This window comes from Geobacillus sp. JS12, from assembly GCF_001592395.1.
Lineage (GTDB): Bacteria > Bacillota > Bacilli > Bacillales > Anoxybacillaceae > Geobacillus > Geobacillus zalihae.
Window position 1 is genome coordinate 3626581 of the sequence record NZ_CP014749.1, and the last position, 15532, is coordinate 3642112.

Below are 15532 nucleotides of genomic sequence, written 5' to 3' on the forward strand. Positions count from 1 at the left end.
CGAAATGAAAAAAGGAGTGCACATGATGAGAAAATTATGGGTTGCCTTTTTTGCTTCGCTCGTTCTGGCGATGCTGTCATGGGTGTCTGCTCGAAGCCATGCAGGCGGGGGGCCGATGTGCATTTGCCGGTCGGCCATATGTGGAAGCATGAGGGACTTGACGAGCAAAAGTGGATGGAGATGGTCCAAAAATATACGCCTGAGCAGGAAGAAGAATGGAAAAAAGTGCTCAACGAGCGGAACGCGTTGCGTCAGCAGTTGAGCGATGAAAATGTGAAACAGGCCATCAAAGAAAAGTGCAAAAAGATGAAAAAAGAGCGCGAAGCAGCGCTTGACCGGCTCATCGACCAGCTGGCCAATAAAAAAATCACCAAAGAACAGTTTAAACAAGAGCTGAAACAGTTGTATAAAACGAAACGGTGGATGACGAAAGAAGAAAAACAGCAGCTTCATCTGCTTCATGAACAAACGAGACAGGCGATGGAGAACAACGACCAGGAGGCGATGAAAAAGCTGCTTCCGCAATGGCTTGAGCATATGAAAAAGAAAAATGAACGGTTGGCGAAATGGCTTCAGGAAGTGAAACAAGGATGATATAATGAAGAAAAAGGCCGTGTTCAATGCACGGCTTCTTTTTTTACATTTTGGTTGGAAACGCCTTTTGGTTGTCTGCCAAGGCAGGCAGTCCGGGAAGATTGTGCCTGTTTTTGCGCAGAAACCGACTCAGTCTGCCTGATGCTGGAATGGGAGGGTTGCGCCGTGGGGTATCCGATTGTTCTTCATGTGCGCGGCCGCCGCGCGGTCGTTGTCGGCGGCGGGAAGGTGGCGGCAAGGAAAATTCATGGATTGTTAGAGGCAGGGGCGGAAATCGTGATGATTGCGCCTGAAGCGGAGCCGGAGCTTCAAGCGTTGGCCGCGGGGGGATGATCGTTTGGAAGAAAAAGCGGTTTGACCCAGACGATTTGGCGGAGGCCTTTTTGGTGATTGCCGCGACGAATGATCGCAAGGTGAATGAAGCGGTGGCGCAAGCAGCAACACCCGGTCAACTCGTAAATGTCGTGGACGACCCGGAGCGGTGTGATTTTCACGTTCCTGCAGTCATACGCCGCGGCCCGCTCACAATCGCCGTGTCGACCGGAGGGGCAAGTCCAGCGCTCGCCCGCCGCATCCGCCGCGAGCTTGAGGAGAAGTATGGCGAAGAGTATGGGCCGTATCTTCAGTTTTTGCAGAAGGCCCGCGATATCATTTTGCGTGAGGTGGCGGACGATGCCGCACGAAAGCGGCTGTTTCGGGCGCTCGCTGCTGATTCCTTCCAGCAGCGCGACCGATGGGATGAAGAGTTGGCCCAGCTATTGGCGAACGAAAAAGAACGAAATGGGGAAAGAGGGAAAGAGCTATGAACATTCCGATGTATATTGTCGATGCGTTCACTGACCGGCCGTTTGCCGGCAACCCGGCGGCCGTCTGCTTGTTGCCGCAGCCGGCCCGTGATGAGTGGATGCAGCGTGTTGCCGCAGAAATGAATTTGTCTGAGACGGCTTTTTTAGTTCCACATGAGGGCGGCTATCGTCTGCGTTGGTTTACTCCTAAAGCAGAGGTTGACTTGTGCGGCCATGCAACGTTGGCGAGCGCCCATGTGCTGTGGGAGCGCGGGGAACACCGCCGAGATGAAGCGATTGCCTTTTTCACGAACAGCGGAGTATTGATGGCTATAAACAACGATGGTTGGATTCGGCTCGATTTTCCGAACGAAACGCCAGTGCGGGTTGAGTCGCCTCCTGCTGCGCTTGTTGGTGCCTTGCCAGCTGAACCGCTGTTTATCGGGCGCAACCGGTTCGATTATTTGGTGGAAATCGGCTCAGAACAGGAGGTGCGCAGACTGACCCCGGATTTCCGCCTGCTTCAAGAAGTAGATGCGCGCGGCATCATTGTGACAAGCCGTTCAGCGGCAGAAGAAGTGGATTTTGTATCGCGGGCCTTTTTTCCAGCTCTCGGTGTGCCGGAAGACCCGGTTACCGGCTCCGCCCACTGTTGCCTCGGGCCGTATTGGGCGGACAAGCTTGGGAAAACGACGTTAGTCGGCTACCAAGCTTCAGCCCGCGGCGGCATTGTGCGGGTGATGGTGGCAGGCGAGAGGGTTCAGCTCGAAGGAAAAGCCGTCACCGTGCTGAAAGGGGATCTGGCCGCCGAGGCCGCTTTCGGATGGCAAACCCTCTGAAGCATTCCAGCGGAAACCATGCCTGTTCCGGATCCGGTTGGGCGGGCTGGTGTTTTCTTCACTGCCTGCCGACGAAAAAGGCGCCCGAGCCTCACGGGAAAGGCGGGCTGCCTTTTTTCGGCGGCGGGCCGGCCGTGCCGGTTGAGCCAGCTTGGAGGTGCGGCCGGCGTCTGTATACGTTTAGTCATCCCACCGATACGTCCAAAACCGCTCCGTTTTCAGCCAGGCAAGCGCATCGCCGCGCTTGGAGGCTGCCTGCATCAGCCCTTCGGTTTGCGAACGGTGGGCGCGAATGGCGGCCAGCTTCGTCTCGATCACCGAGCTGACATCGCGCACGACATCCGGCTGGCCAAGGTCTTGTTCGCAGTTTTTCGCAAACGCAACGCAATGGACGGTTGGCCGTTCTTCTTTCGGCCAGCGCTTTAAGGCGCGGATGACAGCGGCTCCACACGCGTCATGATCGGGATGGACGCTGTAGCCGGGGTAAAACGTAATGACAAGCGATGGATTCGTTTCCGCCACGATGGCGGCGATCCGGTCAGCAAGCTCTTCTTCATCCTCAAACTCGACCGTCTTGTCGCGATAGCCGAGCAGGCGCAAATCATGAATGCCAAGAATGCGGCATGCTTCCTCCAGTTCTTGCTTGCGGATGTGTGGAAGCGTTTCGCGGTTGGCAAACGGAGGCACGCCCATATTGCGCCCCATTTCGCCGAGCGTTAAGCAAACGTATGTCACCGGCATGCCGTTTTGCGCATGCTCGGCAATCGTTCCCGACACGCCGAACGCTTCATCGTCCGGGTGGGGAAAAACAACGAGCACATGTCGTTCATTCAACGGAACTCCCTCCTTACACAAACGGTTCGTTGCTTAGTTCGAGAGCCACGGCCAATTTCCCTTGATCATCATGGCCTGCTAGCAGCAACTGTCCTTTTTCTGTCCATTCCCAATGGGTCAGCCCTTCGGCGTACACCCAGCCAAGATCAAGCTTCAGTCCGACGCGATATGGCCCAGGGCCGGTGATCTTGCCGCGGGTGAAGCGGATGCAGGCGTTGCGGATGTAGGCGCCGACGGAATAAAAGCCATCGTTATGATGGGAGGCGTATGCTCCGTTCGTCGTTTCCAAATGAATATATACGTCGCGATTGGCAAAACGATTCAGCGCCTCTTGTACGGCGGCCTTGTCGATCGGTTGCAAGCGGCTCCCTCCTTGCTGTTTGTTTTTCTATTATTGTACATGACCGAGGCGTGTGAGCGGAACTATTTCGACTTCTATTGTATAATAAAAAAAGAGACACATCTTGGACTCATCTGCACCTACAAAGCGTTGAATGATGATTCAACGAAAGAAGGGTGATGATCGATGGGGTTTCAAGGCAATGGTGTCACGGTGTTGAATTTTGACGGCGTGTACCGGCCGCAAAAGCGGCTGTTTCAGTTTCCGCACGAATGGGTCGATCTCGCCGACGTGCCGGAGACGAATTTGTATTGCAGCGAAGCGGCGCTTGCTGAAATTGAGCGGCGGCTTGAGCAGCGGCGGAAGCGCGGGGCGGTGCTGATCGGCAGCGGCAACTACCATTATGTCACGTATTTATTGCTTAAAGAAATCAACGAACCGTTTACGCTTGTGCTTTTTGACCGCCATACGGATGCTGAAGGAGGGGATGATGTCATTTCGTGCGGCTCATGGGTCTCCTATGCACTTAAGCATCCGCGGCTGCAAAAAGTCGTGATCGTTGGCCCAACTGCTTCTTCGCATCAACTCCGTTTATCTCCGAACATAACTGTTCTTCCATTTGATGATCATGATGAATGGCCAAAAGCGCTCATCGAGGCCATCCCGACCGGAAGCATCTATATCAGCATCGATAAAGACGCTCTTCGTCGCGAAGACGCGGTCACGAACTGGGATCAAGGAGTGATTCCGCTATCCCGGTTGCTCGCCTGCCTGCGGTTGCTTTTATTCCATAAAAAAGTGCTCGGCGTGGACATATGCGGCGAATACCCGCCCTCCGCTGTCGACATGTTCGACCCGCTTTGTCGCGAAGCGCGGGGAAAAAATGAGCAGGCGAACATGGCCATCTTGGAGACATATTTCCACTATGCGGCGCCGCATTTGCGGCCGGCGTAATCGAGCGGCGAGAAGCGTGGGAAAGGCAGAACCGCTTTTGGTTTGGCGATCAGAAAAGCAAGGAAGACGCTGTCCCTTCGGATTTTGGCCATCGAGCCGGCGCTTCTGCCGGCTCGATGGCCGAAAAAGCCGGGAAGGCCGCTGCTTGAGGGGATGAGCCTAGTTGTCAAAAGCCGCTCCCGTACATAATGCGAAATTGTTTTTCATCGGAGCGGACATCGCGCGGCTCGATGTGCATGCGGGCGACTTTGGCAAACATCGTTCCGGCTTCAATGGTGTCCAAAAAGAGTTGAAGGGCGCTTTCATCCCCCTGAACTTCCATTTCCACTGTTCCGTCATCATTGTTTTTCACCCAACCGGTCAGCTGCCGTTTTAGCGCTTCGTGTTGGACGAAGTATCGAAACCCGACGCCTTGCACGCGCCCTTCCACGATGACATGAACTCTTTTCACGCCGATGAGTCCTCCTTCATCACGGTTGTTCTGTTTCCATCATATAATAGATGAGGCGGAAAGTACATGAAAAGAGGAGCTTGATGGTTCAAGCTCCTTTTTTTACGGATGATAGCGATAATACTTGTTGTTGAATGAGCAGCACAAGCCGCGGGTGATCGCCTAGGTAAGAGCATAAATGCCACTCTTTGTCGGAAACAGAGAACCCCTGCAACTTCCGTTCGATCGTTTTCATTAAGACGCCGGTAAACAATAAGTACGGGACGACAAACACACGCCGATACGCCGATGCATGGGCCCGTTGGAGCCCTTCATCAAGCGTCGGGCGGATGGCAGCGAGAAAACAAACGTCCACGTGCGGCACGTTCGTTTTTTCTTTTAAAAGCGCAGCGATGGCGGACATGTCGCGCTTCGTGTCTGGATCACTGCTGCCGCGGCCGACAAGAAGGATCATCGATTCGCCGTCAAGCGGTGCGGACTGTTCGCTGATGCGGTCGATCATGATGTCGATCATCGCTTCATGGACGCCGAACGGAGCGCCGCAGAGGATATCAACGGACGGATGGCGCCGTCTCGCGATGTCCAATGCCGCTGGAATATCGTGTTTGGCATGCCCTGCAGAAAGAAGGAGAAGCGGAACGACGATGACGCGTGTCGCCCCTTGGGCGACACAACGGTCAACGCCGGTGACAATGTCCGGTTCCGCGAGCTCGACAAAGCATAGCTCTTGAATCGGAATATCGATGGCCCTCCGGCACTGTTCGACGAAACGCGCCGCTTCATGGCGCGCGGCGGCAATGCGGCTGCCGTGGCTGACATATAAAACAGCTTCCATCGCCATCGCCTCACGATGTTGCCTCAGCGGCTGCCGATGACGCAAGCAACCGTTCGAACCATTGAATGTTGGCCCGCAGCCGGACGACGTCTCCGATCATGATCATGCTCGGATTTTGGATGTTTTCTTTGGCGGCGATTCCGGCGATCGTCGCGAGTGTGCCGGTGACGGTGCGCTGAGCCGTTGTCGTTCCCCATTCGATGACCGCCGCCGGCGTCTCCGGCGCTTTGCCGTATTTCATCAGCTGGCCGCAAATGTATGGCAAGTGATGAACCCCCATGTAAATGGCGATCGTATCGATGCCTTTGGCGAGGCTTTCCCATTTGATCTCGTCACGACTTCCGTCGCGCCGATGCCCGGTGACAAAGGCGACGCTTGAGCTGAACGCGCGATGGGTGACAGGGATGCCGGCGTAAGCCGCCGCCGCGATGGCGGAGGTGATGCCGGGAACGATCTCAAATTCGATCCCATGTTTGGCCAGCGCCTCGGCCTCTTCGCCGCCGCGCCCGAACACGAACGGATCGCCGCCCTTTAAGCGGACGACCGTTTTTCCTTTTTTGGCATGCCAGACGAGCGCATGGTTGATCGTTTCCTGCTGCATGGCATGGAAGCCGGGCAGCTTGCCGCAAAAGATGAGTTCGGCGTCCGGCTTGGCATATGAAAGCAACTCTTCATTGATAAGACGGTCGTACAAAATGACATCCGCCTGCTGGATGCATTTTAATCCTTTGACGGTAATGAGTTCCGGGTCGCCGGGGCCGGCGCCGACAAGATATACTTTGCCCATCGTTGTTTCAGCCCCTTCGTGCATGATTCAGCCAGCCGCCGGAAAACGGCATGGATGCTCGGCTGCTTTTATTGTAAATGGTCTGCCTTGGGATGAAAACGACCTTGTCAAATGACCTCCCGTTCTTTTTTGGCAGAGGACGAGGGAATCAGTCTGTTTTCGCATCCGGGATCATTCCTCGCTCGCGCAGGTAGGCGAGCACTTGCTCGACACATTCGTCAACCGAATAACGGTGTGTTTCGATCGTCAGCTCCGGTGCTTCCGGCGCTTCGTACGGCGAGTCGATGCCCGTAAATTCACGGATTTCCCCGCGGCGAGCTTTTTGATACAGCCCTTTCGGATCGCGCTTTTCGCATTCTTCAAGCGGGCAGTTGACGTAAATTTCGATAAACTCGTCTTCTTCGACTAAGCGGCGGACGAGCGCCCGGTCTTCGGCAAACGGCGAGATGAACGCCGTCAGCACAAACTGGCCGCTGTCGACAAACAGCTTTGCCACTTCGCCGATGCGGCGGATGTTTTCCGTCCGGTCGGCGGCGGAAAAGCCGAGATCTTTATTGAGCCCGTGCCGGATGTTGTCGCCGTCTAAGACATAATTCTGAATGCCGAGCTCAAACAGTCGTCTGGAGACGGCATTGGCCACCGTCGATTTGCCGGAGCCGGACAGCCCGGTGAACCAAAGGATGGCGCTATGATGGCCGTTGCGCTTGCGACGATCTTCTTTTGTGACCGATGTGTGATGCCAAACGATGTTCGTGCTCATCGCCATCCTCCTTTAGCGCGCTGACGGGGCGACCGTTTCGCGTTCTTGCAGCCCTTTGATCAAGACGGCGGCCACTTCCGGGCGGCTGAACGTGCTCGGCGGCACTTGGCCGTTGCGCAACATTTCACGAACTTTCGTGCCGGAAAGGACGACATGGTATTTCGCGTCATGCGGACACGTTTTTGTCGATGCCATCCCTTCGCATTTCGTGCAGTAAAAGCTATGTTCGAAAAAGAGCGGCGTAATGCCAAGCTCTTCAGCCGTAAAGTTCAAGAAGATTTTTTGCGCATCATACGTACCGTAATAATTGCCGACACCAGCGTGGTCGCGGCCGACGATGAAGTGCGTGCAGCCGAAATTTTTGCGCACCATTGCGTGGAAAATGGCTTCACGCGGACCGGCATAGCGCATCGCAGCTTGGAAGACGCCGAGGAAAACGCGGTCTTTCGGGTAATAGTTTTCCAGCAGCACTTGATAGCTTTCCATCCGGATGTCAGCCGGAATATCGTCCGCTTTCGTTTCGCCGACGAGTGGGTTTAAAAACAGGCCATCAACGATCTCGAGCGCGCATTTTTGAATGTATTCATGGGCGCGGTGAACCGGATTGCGCGTTTGGAAGCCGACAACGGTGTTCCAGCCAAACTCAGCAAACTTTTTCCGCGTCTCCGCTGGATCAAAATAAAACGCGGCGAATTGGCCTTTGTCGGTCCGTTTGACAAGCGTAATCTCCCCGCCGACATACACATCCGGCTTTTCAAACAGTTTGCGCACGCCTGGGTGGGCAAGTTCATCCGTTTTATAAACGAGCTTCGCTTCTTTCGTTTTGTCCGGGCGGTAAATGTCAGCAATCTCAATGACGCCGTAGACGTCGCCACGATAAACGAGTTTCGCCTTATCGCCGACGGCGAGCTCTTTCGCTTTTTCTTCTGTTACCGCGAGCGTGATCGGAATGCTCCAGACGGTGCCGTCAGAAAGACGCATGGTTTCAACAACCGCGTCGTAATCCGTTTTCGTTAAAAAACCAGTGAGGGGGCTGTAGGCGCCCGTTCCGATCAGCTCCAAGTCGCTCAGTTCGGCTTTGGAGAGCTCGATCGTTTTGGTCGCCTCATCAAGCGGATAGTCCGGATTCCAACGATTGATCAATGTGCCGCCATGCGGGATGCTTACGCTCATGTTCATAACCTCCTAGATTGATAGATGTTGTGAAATGCCGCTGCCATGTTCATGAGGCAAGCGCTCTTTTTTTTAGGCTAATGACGCTAAGCAGACGCTCAAGATGGCGATGACCGTATAGACGTCGCTGTCAAACAGCAGCTTGACGATTCGGAATGGCGTCCGATTCATCAGCGACGCCTATCGAGGCCGCCGCGCCGCTTGCCCCGATGTTCATGGCGAAGAAAAAGGATGCGATCAAAGCAATGGCAAGGAGCATGTCAATGTTCTCTCCTTAGGCGAGATGGAGACCGCATTCCGTCTTTCCTTGGCCAGCCCAGCGCCCGGAGCGCAAGTCGTTCGGATCTGTAGCCGGAGCGGTGCACGGGGCGCAACCGATGCTCGGGTAGCCGCGGTCGTGGAGCACGTTGTACGGAAGGCCGTGTTTATACACGTAATTCCAAACGTCTTTCCACGTCCAGTGAATGAGCGGACAAACTTTAATCGAACGGAACTTGTCGTCTTTGTTAATGTACTCGACATGCCGCCGCGTCGGCGATTGCTCGCGGCGCAAGCCGGAAATCCACGCCGTCACCCCGGTCAGCACCTCGCGCAGCGGAATGACTTTGCGCAGCTCACAGCATTTGTTCGGGTCGCGTTTCCATAACTTGTCGCCAAACTGCGCCTTCTGTTCTTCCAACGTCAAGCGTGGCTGCTTCATCACGATGCGAAGCGACGGATATTTTTCTTTCACTTTCGCGATCGTATCGTACGTCTCTGGAAAATGCAGACCGGTATCCAAAAAGACGATTTCGGCGTTCGGTTTGACCCGAGAGATGAGATCAATCAGCACAATCCCCTCGATGCCGAAGCTGCACGCGTATACGATCTCATCGCCGTATTCGCGATACGCCCAGGCCAGGACGTCAAGCGCCCCTTTTGTTTCATTATCGGACGGAAAAGACGGTTTTTCCGCCGTTTCCCACTGATCATACGTGAGCATCGGTTTCTCCTCCTCACAAAATCAAAGAAAATCCACGTAATTAGTCGGATATATAGCGGCCAAACGGCAATTCGGCGGCAAAAATCCTTCCTTGCATGAATCAGAAAGAGCGGGAGAAAGGGTGCCCCTTATTTTACTAAAGATCTTCTTTAGCTGGAATTGGCACTTTGCTATAGGCGGCAGGTTGTCGGAGTTCATTGAGCCCATTCCTCCCTCACTCTCGAGCAACGTATGCAACGCATGTCATTTAATTGATTAAAATTTTAGCACAATTGACGATAATGTCAATCATAGTTTTTCGATAGGAATTGTTTTTATACGAAACAGCTGCATTGCCTGCCTAACAGCAGATGGGAGCGTTATTTTTTGCGCAGGCTTCCGAGCTCTTCGACAATCGCCTGCATTTCGCTTGGGCTGAACGTCTCGCGTTTCATCACCATCTCGTAAATGTCTCTCAATTCATCGTACCATTCCTCCGAAAAATGGGACGGCTTGATGGCATCCAAGTTCAGCACTTTCAACTTTTGCTTCAACTGTTCGATCATGTAGGCGACGTTTTCCGCCGACCGTTTTGATAAATCCATTCGTTTGCTCCTTTCATGGCAAGTTACTATGTATTGTACCATAGGTGCAGGAAGAATGGGGAGAGATTGCATGGCTTGCTTTTCTGATGAAAAACGGATGATGTGGTAAAATGTAGGTGCACATGCATAGTGCCAGTCTAAAAGGTTGGTGAAACACCGCGTTTTCTTCAAAATGGTTGTCGTGAACGCGCGCGAGAGTTGTTGGCCCATTCGCACACGCTCCCCCGCTGGAGTTGTTTTGTCGTGACATCCCCGTCCTTTTAGGGCCAAAAAGGGCTAGATGAAAAGAAATGAAGGAAAACTAACGGTGGAAAGCACCGTGGACATAGAGAGAGGGTGGCTGTTTGGATGATTAAAGTGCTGTTTGTTTGTCTTGGAAACATTTGTCGTTCGCCGATGGCGGAAGCGGTCTTCCGTCATTTGGTGAAAGAGCGGGGGCTTGACGGTCTGATTGCCGTTGATTCGGCGGGAACAGGCAGCTGGCATGTCGGTGAGCCGCCGCATGTGGGGACAAGAAGGGTTTTGACGGAAAATAAGATCGACTACTCCGGCATCCGCGCCCGGCAAGTGAACCATCGTGACTTGGAAGAATTTGATTACATCATCGCCATGGACGCAGCCAACTTGAACGATTTGCGCCGATTGGCTGGCTCCCGTTCGAAAGCGGTGCTCGCCCGGTTGCTTGACTTTGTTCCCGACCGGGAAAAAGACGATGTGCCTGATCCGTATTATACCGGGAATTTTGCCGAAGTGTATCGCCTCGTCCGCTCAGGGTGCGAGCATTTGCTTGAGAGGATCATCCGCGACCATCGACTTGGTGTGGAGGAAACAAAATGACTTTGAGGGCGGCGCACCCGTCTAGGGAAAAACGGGGAAGGAGGGCAGCCGATGGTCGTAAATTTGGCGTTCATCCGTGAGTTGGCCCGCCGTTTTACGGAAGATGAAATCCCGCGCTTGTCGGCGGAATTGGCATATTACTTTCTTCTGTCGCTCTTTCCGTTTTTGCTGTTTTTAATGACGCTGTTGGCGTATTTGCCGATTCCGCATGAAGATGTGCTTGCGCTCGTGCGGCAATACGCCCCGAAAGAGGCGCTTCACCTCATTGAGACGAACGTTCATCGCCTCATCGATGAGCAAAAAGGAGGATTGTTGTCGTTTAGCATCATCGCAGCGATTTGGTCAGCGTCTAATGGCATGAGTGCCATTATGAGGGCATTCAACCGCGCTTATGATGTGCAAGAAGACCGGCCGTTTTGGATCGTACGCGGGCTGTCGATTGTGTTGACGCTCGGCATGATCATGGTCATCATCGTTGCCCTCGTGCTTCCGGTCTTCGGGCGGATAATCGGGCTGTTTTTGTTCTCTGCTCTCGGGTTGTCGCAACAGTTTTTGAATGTTTGGAATGCATTTCGTTGGGTGACGAGTTCGCTGTTATTGTTTGCTGTCTTTACTGCCCTTTATTATTTCGCGCCGAACAAACAGCTTCGCTGCGTCAACGTCGTGCGCGGTGCGCTGTTTGCCACCGCCGGCTGGATTGCGGCGTCGCTGGCGTTCGCGTATTATGTCAACAACTTTGCCGATTACACGGCGATGTACGGCAGCCTTGGCGGGATGATCGTGTTGATGGTTTGGTTTTATTTGTCCGGCATGATTCTTGTCTTAGGCGGGGAACTCAACGCCATGTTTGACTGTGAGCGCGAAGGGAAAAGACGGCAGCGTTAGCGTGCATAAACGGTGCCGAGGCGGGATATCGTAACAATGCAAGGGATCTTGGCATAGGGGGGATCAAGATGACGAAACATACGAAAAAAGACGGGGGCACGAAGCAAAAAGGAAAAAACAGACCAAAGCATAAGACGAGTGGCAGCGCCAACGGCCAAAACGGCTATCATTGAAAGAAGCCTGTCTCAAAAGGTGGTTCTTCGTTCAACATACCACAACATATTGTAATATTGTGCCCCGGCGGTCGTTTTATGTGTATAGATGGAAATCAAAAAAAGGTGCCCTTCCTTTTTGGAGGGCACCTTTCCTTTCATGCAAACACAGGCACATCGAGCCGCTGCCGCTTTATTCAACGATTTCTTCGTGATGGTGGTAATAGCGCTCATAAATGTATTCAATTTCTGCATCAGTCATATAGGCGAGTTCCTCGCGCGACAATCCCCGCACTTTTTCGATAAACTCGATCATATTTTTCCGTTCCGTTCTGCTCATGATCGCCACTCCTTTATACTGTTTTAAAACAGAAACTTGATATCTTGGTTTTATTATATAACAGAGGGAACAAAATGGTCAACGATTTTTTTGAAAAAATAAAAAATAAAAAACAAAAAAACGGTCAAGCCGCTGTTTCCTGTTCCCGGCGGCTGACGAGGCAAATGGCCGGAACGAGGAGGACAGCGCTGACCGCAAGGAAAAAGGCGCGACTAGAGAGATCCACCACGCTGCCGGCAAGCGGCGGGCCTGTCATGCTGCCGAGACTGTATAGCATCCCGCACAACAAATTGCCGGCGGGAAGCAGCTCTTTCGGCAACAGGTCGGTCATATAGGCGATGCCGAGCGAGAAGAGCGAACCGGTAAACATGCCAGCGGTGAACAAACAGGCAGCCAACCCAACCATGGACGCACCGACAGTGAGGGCAATCAAAAAACAACCGGCGCCGGCCAAGAGTGCACCGGTGATGATCTCGCGCCGCCCGAACCGGTCGCTGAGCGCTCCGAGCGGAAGCTGAAAGATGATGCCCCCAAGCGAGAAGCATGGCAAGATGAAGGCGATCTGCTCAGCGCTCATCCGCTCACGCAAGGCGTACAGCGGGAAGATGGAATGAACAGCCGCTTCTAAAAAACCGTACGCAAACGGCAACAAAAGCGCTGGCCATGCCTGTTTCCAAGCGCCAATAAACCGACCGGCCGCCGACGAAGAGCGTTCAAGCGGCTTTGGTTTTTCGTTCGGCAGCCAAAAGACGCCGATCCAACCGGCGAAACTAAGGAGAGCAGCTAAATAAAACGGAAGCGCCTTCTCGACCGAAGCGAGTGAAGCCAACAGCGGGCCGATGGTGAAGCCGAGGCCGAACGCCCACCCATACAGCGACAGCCGCCGTCCGCGCTCCGCCGGCGGCGAAAAGTCCGTAATCCACGTTTGCGTCGCAAAATGAAGCATATGATCGCCGATGCCGATGGCAAAGCGAAGAACGAGCCAAACGAAAAACGATGGAAAAAGTGGAAAAAGGATGAGTGCGCATATTACAATAGAAGCGCCAAGGAGAATCATCGGCTTATATCCATATTTGCTCAGCGGCCGTTCCAAAAATGGCGAAATGGTCAAGACACCGATATACAGGGCGGCGGCGTGCGCCCCGTTAACGGACGAAGAGACGCCGTTTTCATCAAGAAGCATCGCCAGAAGCGGCAGCAACATCCCTTGCGACAGACCAGAGACGGCGACAATCCCGGTTAAGATGGCAAAACGCATCGTGCATCCCCATTTCAGTTGAAATCGCCGGCCGATCAAACAAGCGAGGCCGGATGTTTCCCAGGGCGAATGAATGCCCTTATCCATCGTACATAGAAACGGCGGTCAATGCAACGAAAACAATCAAGAGGAAAGGTGGAAGAGAAATGAACAAGGTGTTTGCTTGGATGACATGGATTGGCGTGCCGGTGTCGGTCATCGGCGGGTTTCTTCATTGGCCGACTGTCTTGATGTTTGTGTTGTACTGTTTGACGATCATTGCGCTCGCCAGCTACATGGGGCGAGCGACGGAAAGCTTGGCGATCGTCGCCGGACCGCGCATTGGCGGGCTGTTGAACGCGACGTTTGGCAACGCGGTCGAGCTGATCATTTCCATTTTTGCCTTGCAGGCTGGACTCGTTGACGTCGTGCTCGCTTCCTTAACCGGTTCGGTGCTCGGGAACTTGCTTTTGGTGGCTGGGCTATCATTTTTTGTCGGCGGACTAAAATATAAGCGGCAAGAATTCAACATTTATGATGCTCGTCATAATGCCGGGCTGCTGACTTTTGCCATCTTCATCGCTTTTGTCATTCCGGAAGTGTTTACCATGCATATGAATCACAGCGAACAAGTCGCGTTGAGCGTTGGCATTTCGATCATCATGATCTTGCTTTACGCCGCTGCCCTTTATTTCCGGCTTGTCACCCATCGCGGCGTATATCAGCATAAATCAGAAGAAGTGGAAGAACATGAAGAGCCCGAATGGGGCAAAGGGAAAGCGACCGCCATTTTGGCGCTGGCGACGGTTGCGGTCGCCTATTTATCGGAACGGCTCGTTCACACGTTTGAAACGGTCGCCGAGTCATTCGGCTGGAGCGAGCTGTTTATCGGGATCATCATCGTGGCCATCGTCGGCAATGCGGCGGAGCACGCTTCCGCGGTTATTATGGCGTACAAAAACAAAATGAATGTCGCGGTGGAAATTGCCGTCGGCTCGACATTGCAAATCGCCATGTTCGTTGCGCCGGTGCTTGTGCTCGTTTCGCTTTTGTTTCCGGAAAAAATGCCGCTTGTCTTTTCACTTCCTGAGCTGGTGGCGATGGCTGCTTCCGTCCTTTTGATGATCGTGCTGTCAAATGATGGTGATACGAACTGGTTTGAAGGCGCAACATTGCTCGCTGCCTATACGATCATGGGCATCGGTTTTTACTTGCTGTAAGTGACTGCATCCGGGCGTTCGCCGTCCGGGTGTTTTTTTTGCGGGTGCGGGAAGTGGGGCGTCAAACGGGGAAAATTTTCGCCGCCGCGGATAAACGGCGCATTTTGAAAGAAACTAACAGTGAATAACGTGGGAAGAAAGGAGTGAAGACGATGAAAAAGTGGGCTGTTTCGCTGTTTGGGAGCGTGCTTCTTCTTTATGCGGCGGCGTTTTCGGCGCTGGCGGCTGCCGGCAAACCGGCGCCCGGTGCGGTGATGGATATATCGAAGGAAAATACGTATCCGAACCCGACGCAAGATTTGCCGCATTTGGAACCGAGCTCGTTTACAAAACAGCTGTTAAGATCGGCGAATGTGAAAATTGAGAATCCCGAATTGATCCATCTCTTTAATGAATCTTCGGCGACCGACACGCCATGGGCCATTGGCTTCAGGGCGACGATTTATTTAGGCCAATGGCCGCTCAATTACCAGTCGATCGAAACGTCGACGAACTGGGAATATCAAAAGGTCAACACGAATTTCCTTGATAACCGCGGCGGCGATACGGCGCAAAAGTTGTACTATAAACAAGAAATGCAAAAATACGTCCGCGGCGGGTTGACGGTGAAAGTGCCGAATGAAGACGCGGTTAAGCGGATGATGTTAAACAAAGCGATGGAAAAGACGAACTTGCCGCTCTCTTTCAGCACGGTTGTCGGCCTTGGCACGAAAAAAGACCAACCGTACAACGTACCGGCGAAAAAAATAGGTTATTTGTACGCGTACGCTCCGGCGGTGAATGAAAAAGGGAAAGTAACATACGGGGAAGTGTACGTCGTGCTCAAAGGAAACAAAAAGAAAATTGTCGTCAAAAACGTGACGACAAGGGGGGTTGGGGCGTGGATTCCGGTGCAGGATCGCCTGTACATGTCATATGTGGTGAGTGAACAGCCAAGATAAAA

Annotated in this window: 17 protein-coding genes, 2 pseudogenes and 1 riboswitch; of the genes and pseudogenes, 8 read left to right on the plus strand and 11 right to left on the minus strand. The window is 53.3% G+C overall.

The window, feature by feature from the left end; all coding sequences use genetic code 11:
• The first annotated feature begins 25 nt into the window (after positions 1-25).
• The 3 genes and pseudogenes from A0V43_RS17805 to A0V43_RS17815 all read left to right on the plus strand — a co-directional run bounded on the left by A0V43_RS17805 (position 26) and on the right by A0V43_RS17815 (position 2218).
• Positions 26-594, plus strand: a pseudogene (locus A0V43_RS17805) (hypothetical protein).
• A 165-nt stretch (positions 595-759) separates the two neighbouring features.
• Positions 760-1400 (plus strand): annotated as a pseudogene (locus tag A0V43_RS17810) (precorrin-2 dehydrogenase/sirohydrochlorin ferrochelatase family protein).
• Entirely contained in the window at positions 1397-2218 is an 822-nt protein-coding gene (locus tag A0V43_RS17815; RefSeq protein WP_063193718.1) for a PhzF family phenazine biosynthesis protein, read from the plus strand. The pseudogene A0V43_RS17810 and the gene A0V43_RS17815 overlap by 4 nt, the downstream one beginning before the upstream one ends.
• A 180-nt stretch (positions 2219-2398) precedes the next feature.
• On the opposite strand, the gene bshB2 is transcribed toward A0V43_RS17815, so the two are convergent.
• Both bshB2 and A0V43_RS17825 read right to left on the minus strand, forming a co-directional pair.
• Complete coding sequence (gene bshB2, locus A0V43_RS17820; protein ID WP_063193719.1) at positions 2399-3052, minus strand: bacillithiol biosynthesis deacetylase BshB2; 654 nt, start codon at positions 3050-3052, stop codon at positions 2399-2401.
• Between the two features lie 13 nt (positions 3053-3065).
• Positions 3066-3413: a YojF family protein gene (locus A0V43_RS17825; protein WP_063193720.1), complete on the minus strand. Its 348-nt coding sequence runs from the start codon at positions 3411-3413 to the stop codon at positions 3066-3068.
• A 165-nt stretch (positions 3414-3578) separates the two neighbouring features.
• Here A0V43_RS17825 and A0V43_RS17830 point away from each other — a divergent pair, with 165 nt between their 5' ends.
• Entirely contained in the window at positions 3579-4346 is a 768-nt protein-coding gene (locus A0V43_RS17830) for an arginase family protein (RefSeq protein ID WP_063193721.1), read from the plus strand.
• A gap of 166 nt (positions 4347-4512) precedes the next feature.
• Here A0V43_RS17830 and A0V43_RS17835 read toward each other — a convergent pair whose 3' ends face one another.
• The 7 genes from A0V43_RS17835 to A0V43_RS17870 form a co-directional block, all read right to left on the minus strand.
• Positions 4513-4797, minus strand: a complete 285-nt coding sequence (locus A0V43_RS17835; protein ID WP_013146356.1) for an acylphosphatase — start codon at positions 4795-4797, stop codon at positions 4513-4515.
• An 88-nt stretch (positions 4798-4885) separates the two neighbouring features.
• The gene (locus A0V43_RS17840) at positions 4886-5632 is read right to left on the minus strand and encodes a sirohydrochlorin chelatase (protein ID WP_063193722.1); all 747 of its coding nucleotides are present in this window, start codon (positions 5630-5632) and stop codon (positions 4886-4888) included.
• A 10-nt stretch (positions 5633-5642) separates the two neighbouring features.
• Positions 5643-6419 (minus strand): uroporphyrinogen-III C-methyltransferase, encoded by a 777-nt coding sequence (gene cobA, locus A0V43_RS17845; protein ID WP_015373929.1) that lies wholly within the window; start codon positions 6417-6419, stop codon positions 5643-5645.
• 148 nt (positions 6420-6567) lie between these two features.
• Positions 6568-7179: an adenylyl-sulfate kinase gene (gene cysC, locus A0V43_RS17850; RefSeq protein ID WP_015373930.1), complete on the minus strand. Its 612-nt coding sequence runs from the start codon at positions 7177-7179 to the stop codon at positions 6568-6570.
• A 12-nt stretch (positions 7180-7191) separates the two neighbouring features.
• Complete coding sequence (sat, locus tag A0V43_RS17855) at positions 7192-8352, minus strand: sulfate adenylyltransferase (protein ID WP_015373931.1); 1161 nt, start codon at positions 8350-8352, stop codon at positions 7192-7194.
• A 274-nt stretch (positions 8353-8626) separates the two neighbouring features.
• Positions 8627-9334: a phosphoadenylyl-sulfate reductase gene (locus A0V43_RS17865; protein ID WP_063193723.1), complete on the minus strand. Its 708-nt coding sequence runs from the start codon at positions 9332-9334 to the stop codon at positions 8627-8629.
• 125 nt (positions 9335-9459) lie between these two features.
• A riboswitch (SAM riboswitch) is annotated at positions 9460-9564 on the minus strand.
• A gap of 129 nt (positions 9565-9693) precedes the next feature.
• Positions 9694-9918 carry a DUF1128 domain-containing protein gene (locus tag A0V43_RS17870; RefSeq protein WP_011229922.1) on the minus strand — a complete coding sequence of 75 codons (225 nt, stop codon included), beginning with the start codon at positions 9916-9918 and terminating at the stop codon, positions 9694-9696.
• A 348-nt stretch (positions 9919-10266) separates the two neighbouring features.
• Here A0V43_RS17870 and A0V43_RS17875 point away from each other — a divergent pair, with 348 nt between their 5' ends.
• Together A0V43_RS17875 and A0V43_RS17880 are read left to right on the plus strand one after the other, a co-directional pair.
• A complete protein-coding gene (locus A0V43_RS17875) occupies positions 10267-10755 on the plus strand; it encodes a low molecular weight protein-tyrosine-phosphatase (RefSeq protein WP_013146347.1) in 489 nt (162 codons plus the stop codon).
• A gap of 51 nt (positions 10756-10806) precedes the next feature.
• Entirely contained in the window at positions 10807-11640 is an 834-nt protein-coding gene (locus A0V43_RS17880; RefSeq protein WP_063193724.1) for a YihY/virulence factor BrkB family protein, read from the plus strand.
• 345 nt (positions 11641-11985) lie between these two features.
• On the opposite strand, the gene A0V43_RS17885 is transcribed toward A0V43_RS17880, so the two are convergent.
• Positions 11986-12132, minus strand: coding sequence for a BH0509 family protein (locus tag A0V43_RS17885; protein WP_011229925.1), 147 nt, complete (start codon positions 12130-12132; stop codon positions 11986-11988).
• 124 nt (positions 12133-12256) lie between these two features.
• The gene (locus tag A0V43_RS17890; RefSeq protein ID WP_063193725.1) at positions 12257-13390 is read right to left on the minus strand and encodes an MFS transporter; all 1134 of its coding nucleotides are present in this window, start codon (positions 13388-13390) and stop codon (positions 12257-12259) included.
• Positions 13391-13536: 146 nt separating this feature from the next.
• Between A0V43_RS17890 and cax the strand changes: the two genes are divergently transcribed.
• Positions 13537-14589: a calcium/proton exchanger gene (gene cax, locus A0V43_RS17895; RefSeq protein ID WP_011229927.1), complete on the plus strand. Its 1053-nt coding sequence runs from the start codon at positions 13537-13539 to the stop codon at positions 14587-14589.
• Between the two features lie 152 nt (positions 14590-14741).
• A complete protein-coding gene (locus tag A0V43_RS17900) occupies positions 14742-15530 on the plus strand; it encodes a YfkD famly protein (protein WP_015373938.1) in 789 nt (262 codons plus the stop codon).
• The last annotated feature ends 2 nt before the right edge of the window (positions 15531-15532 follow it).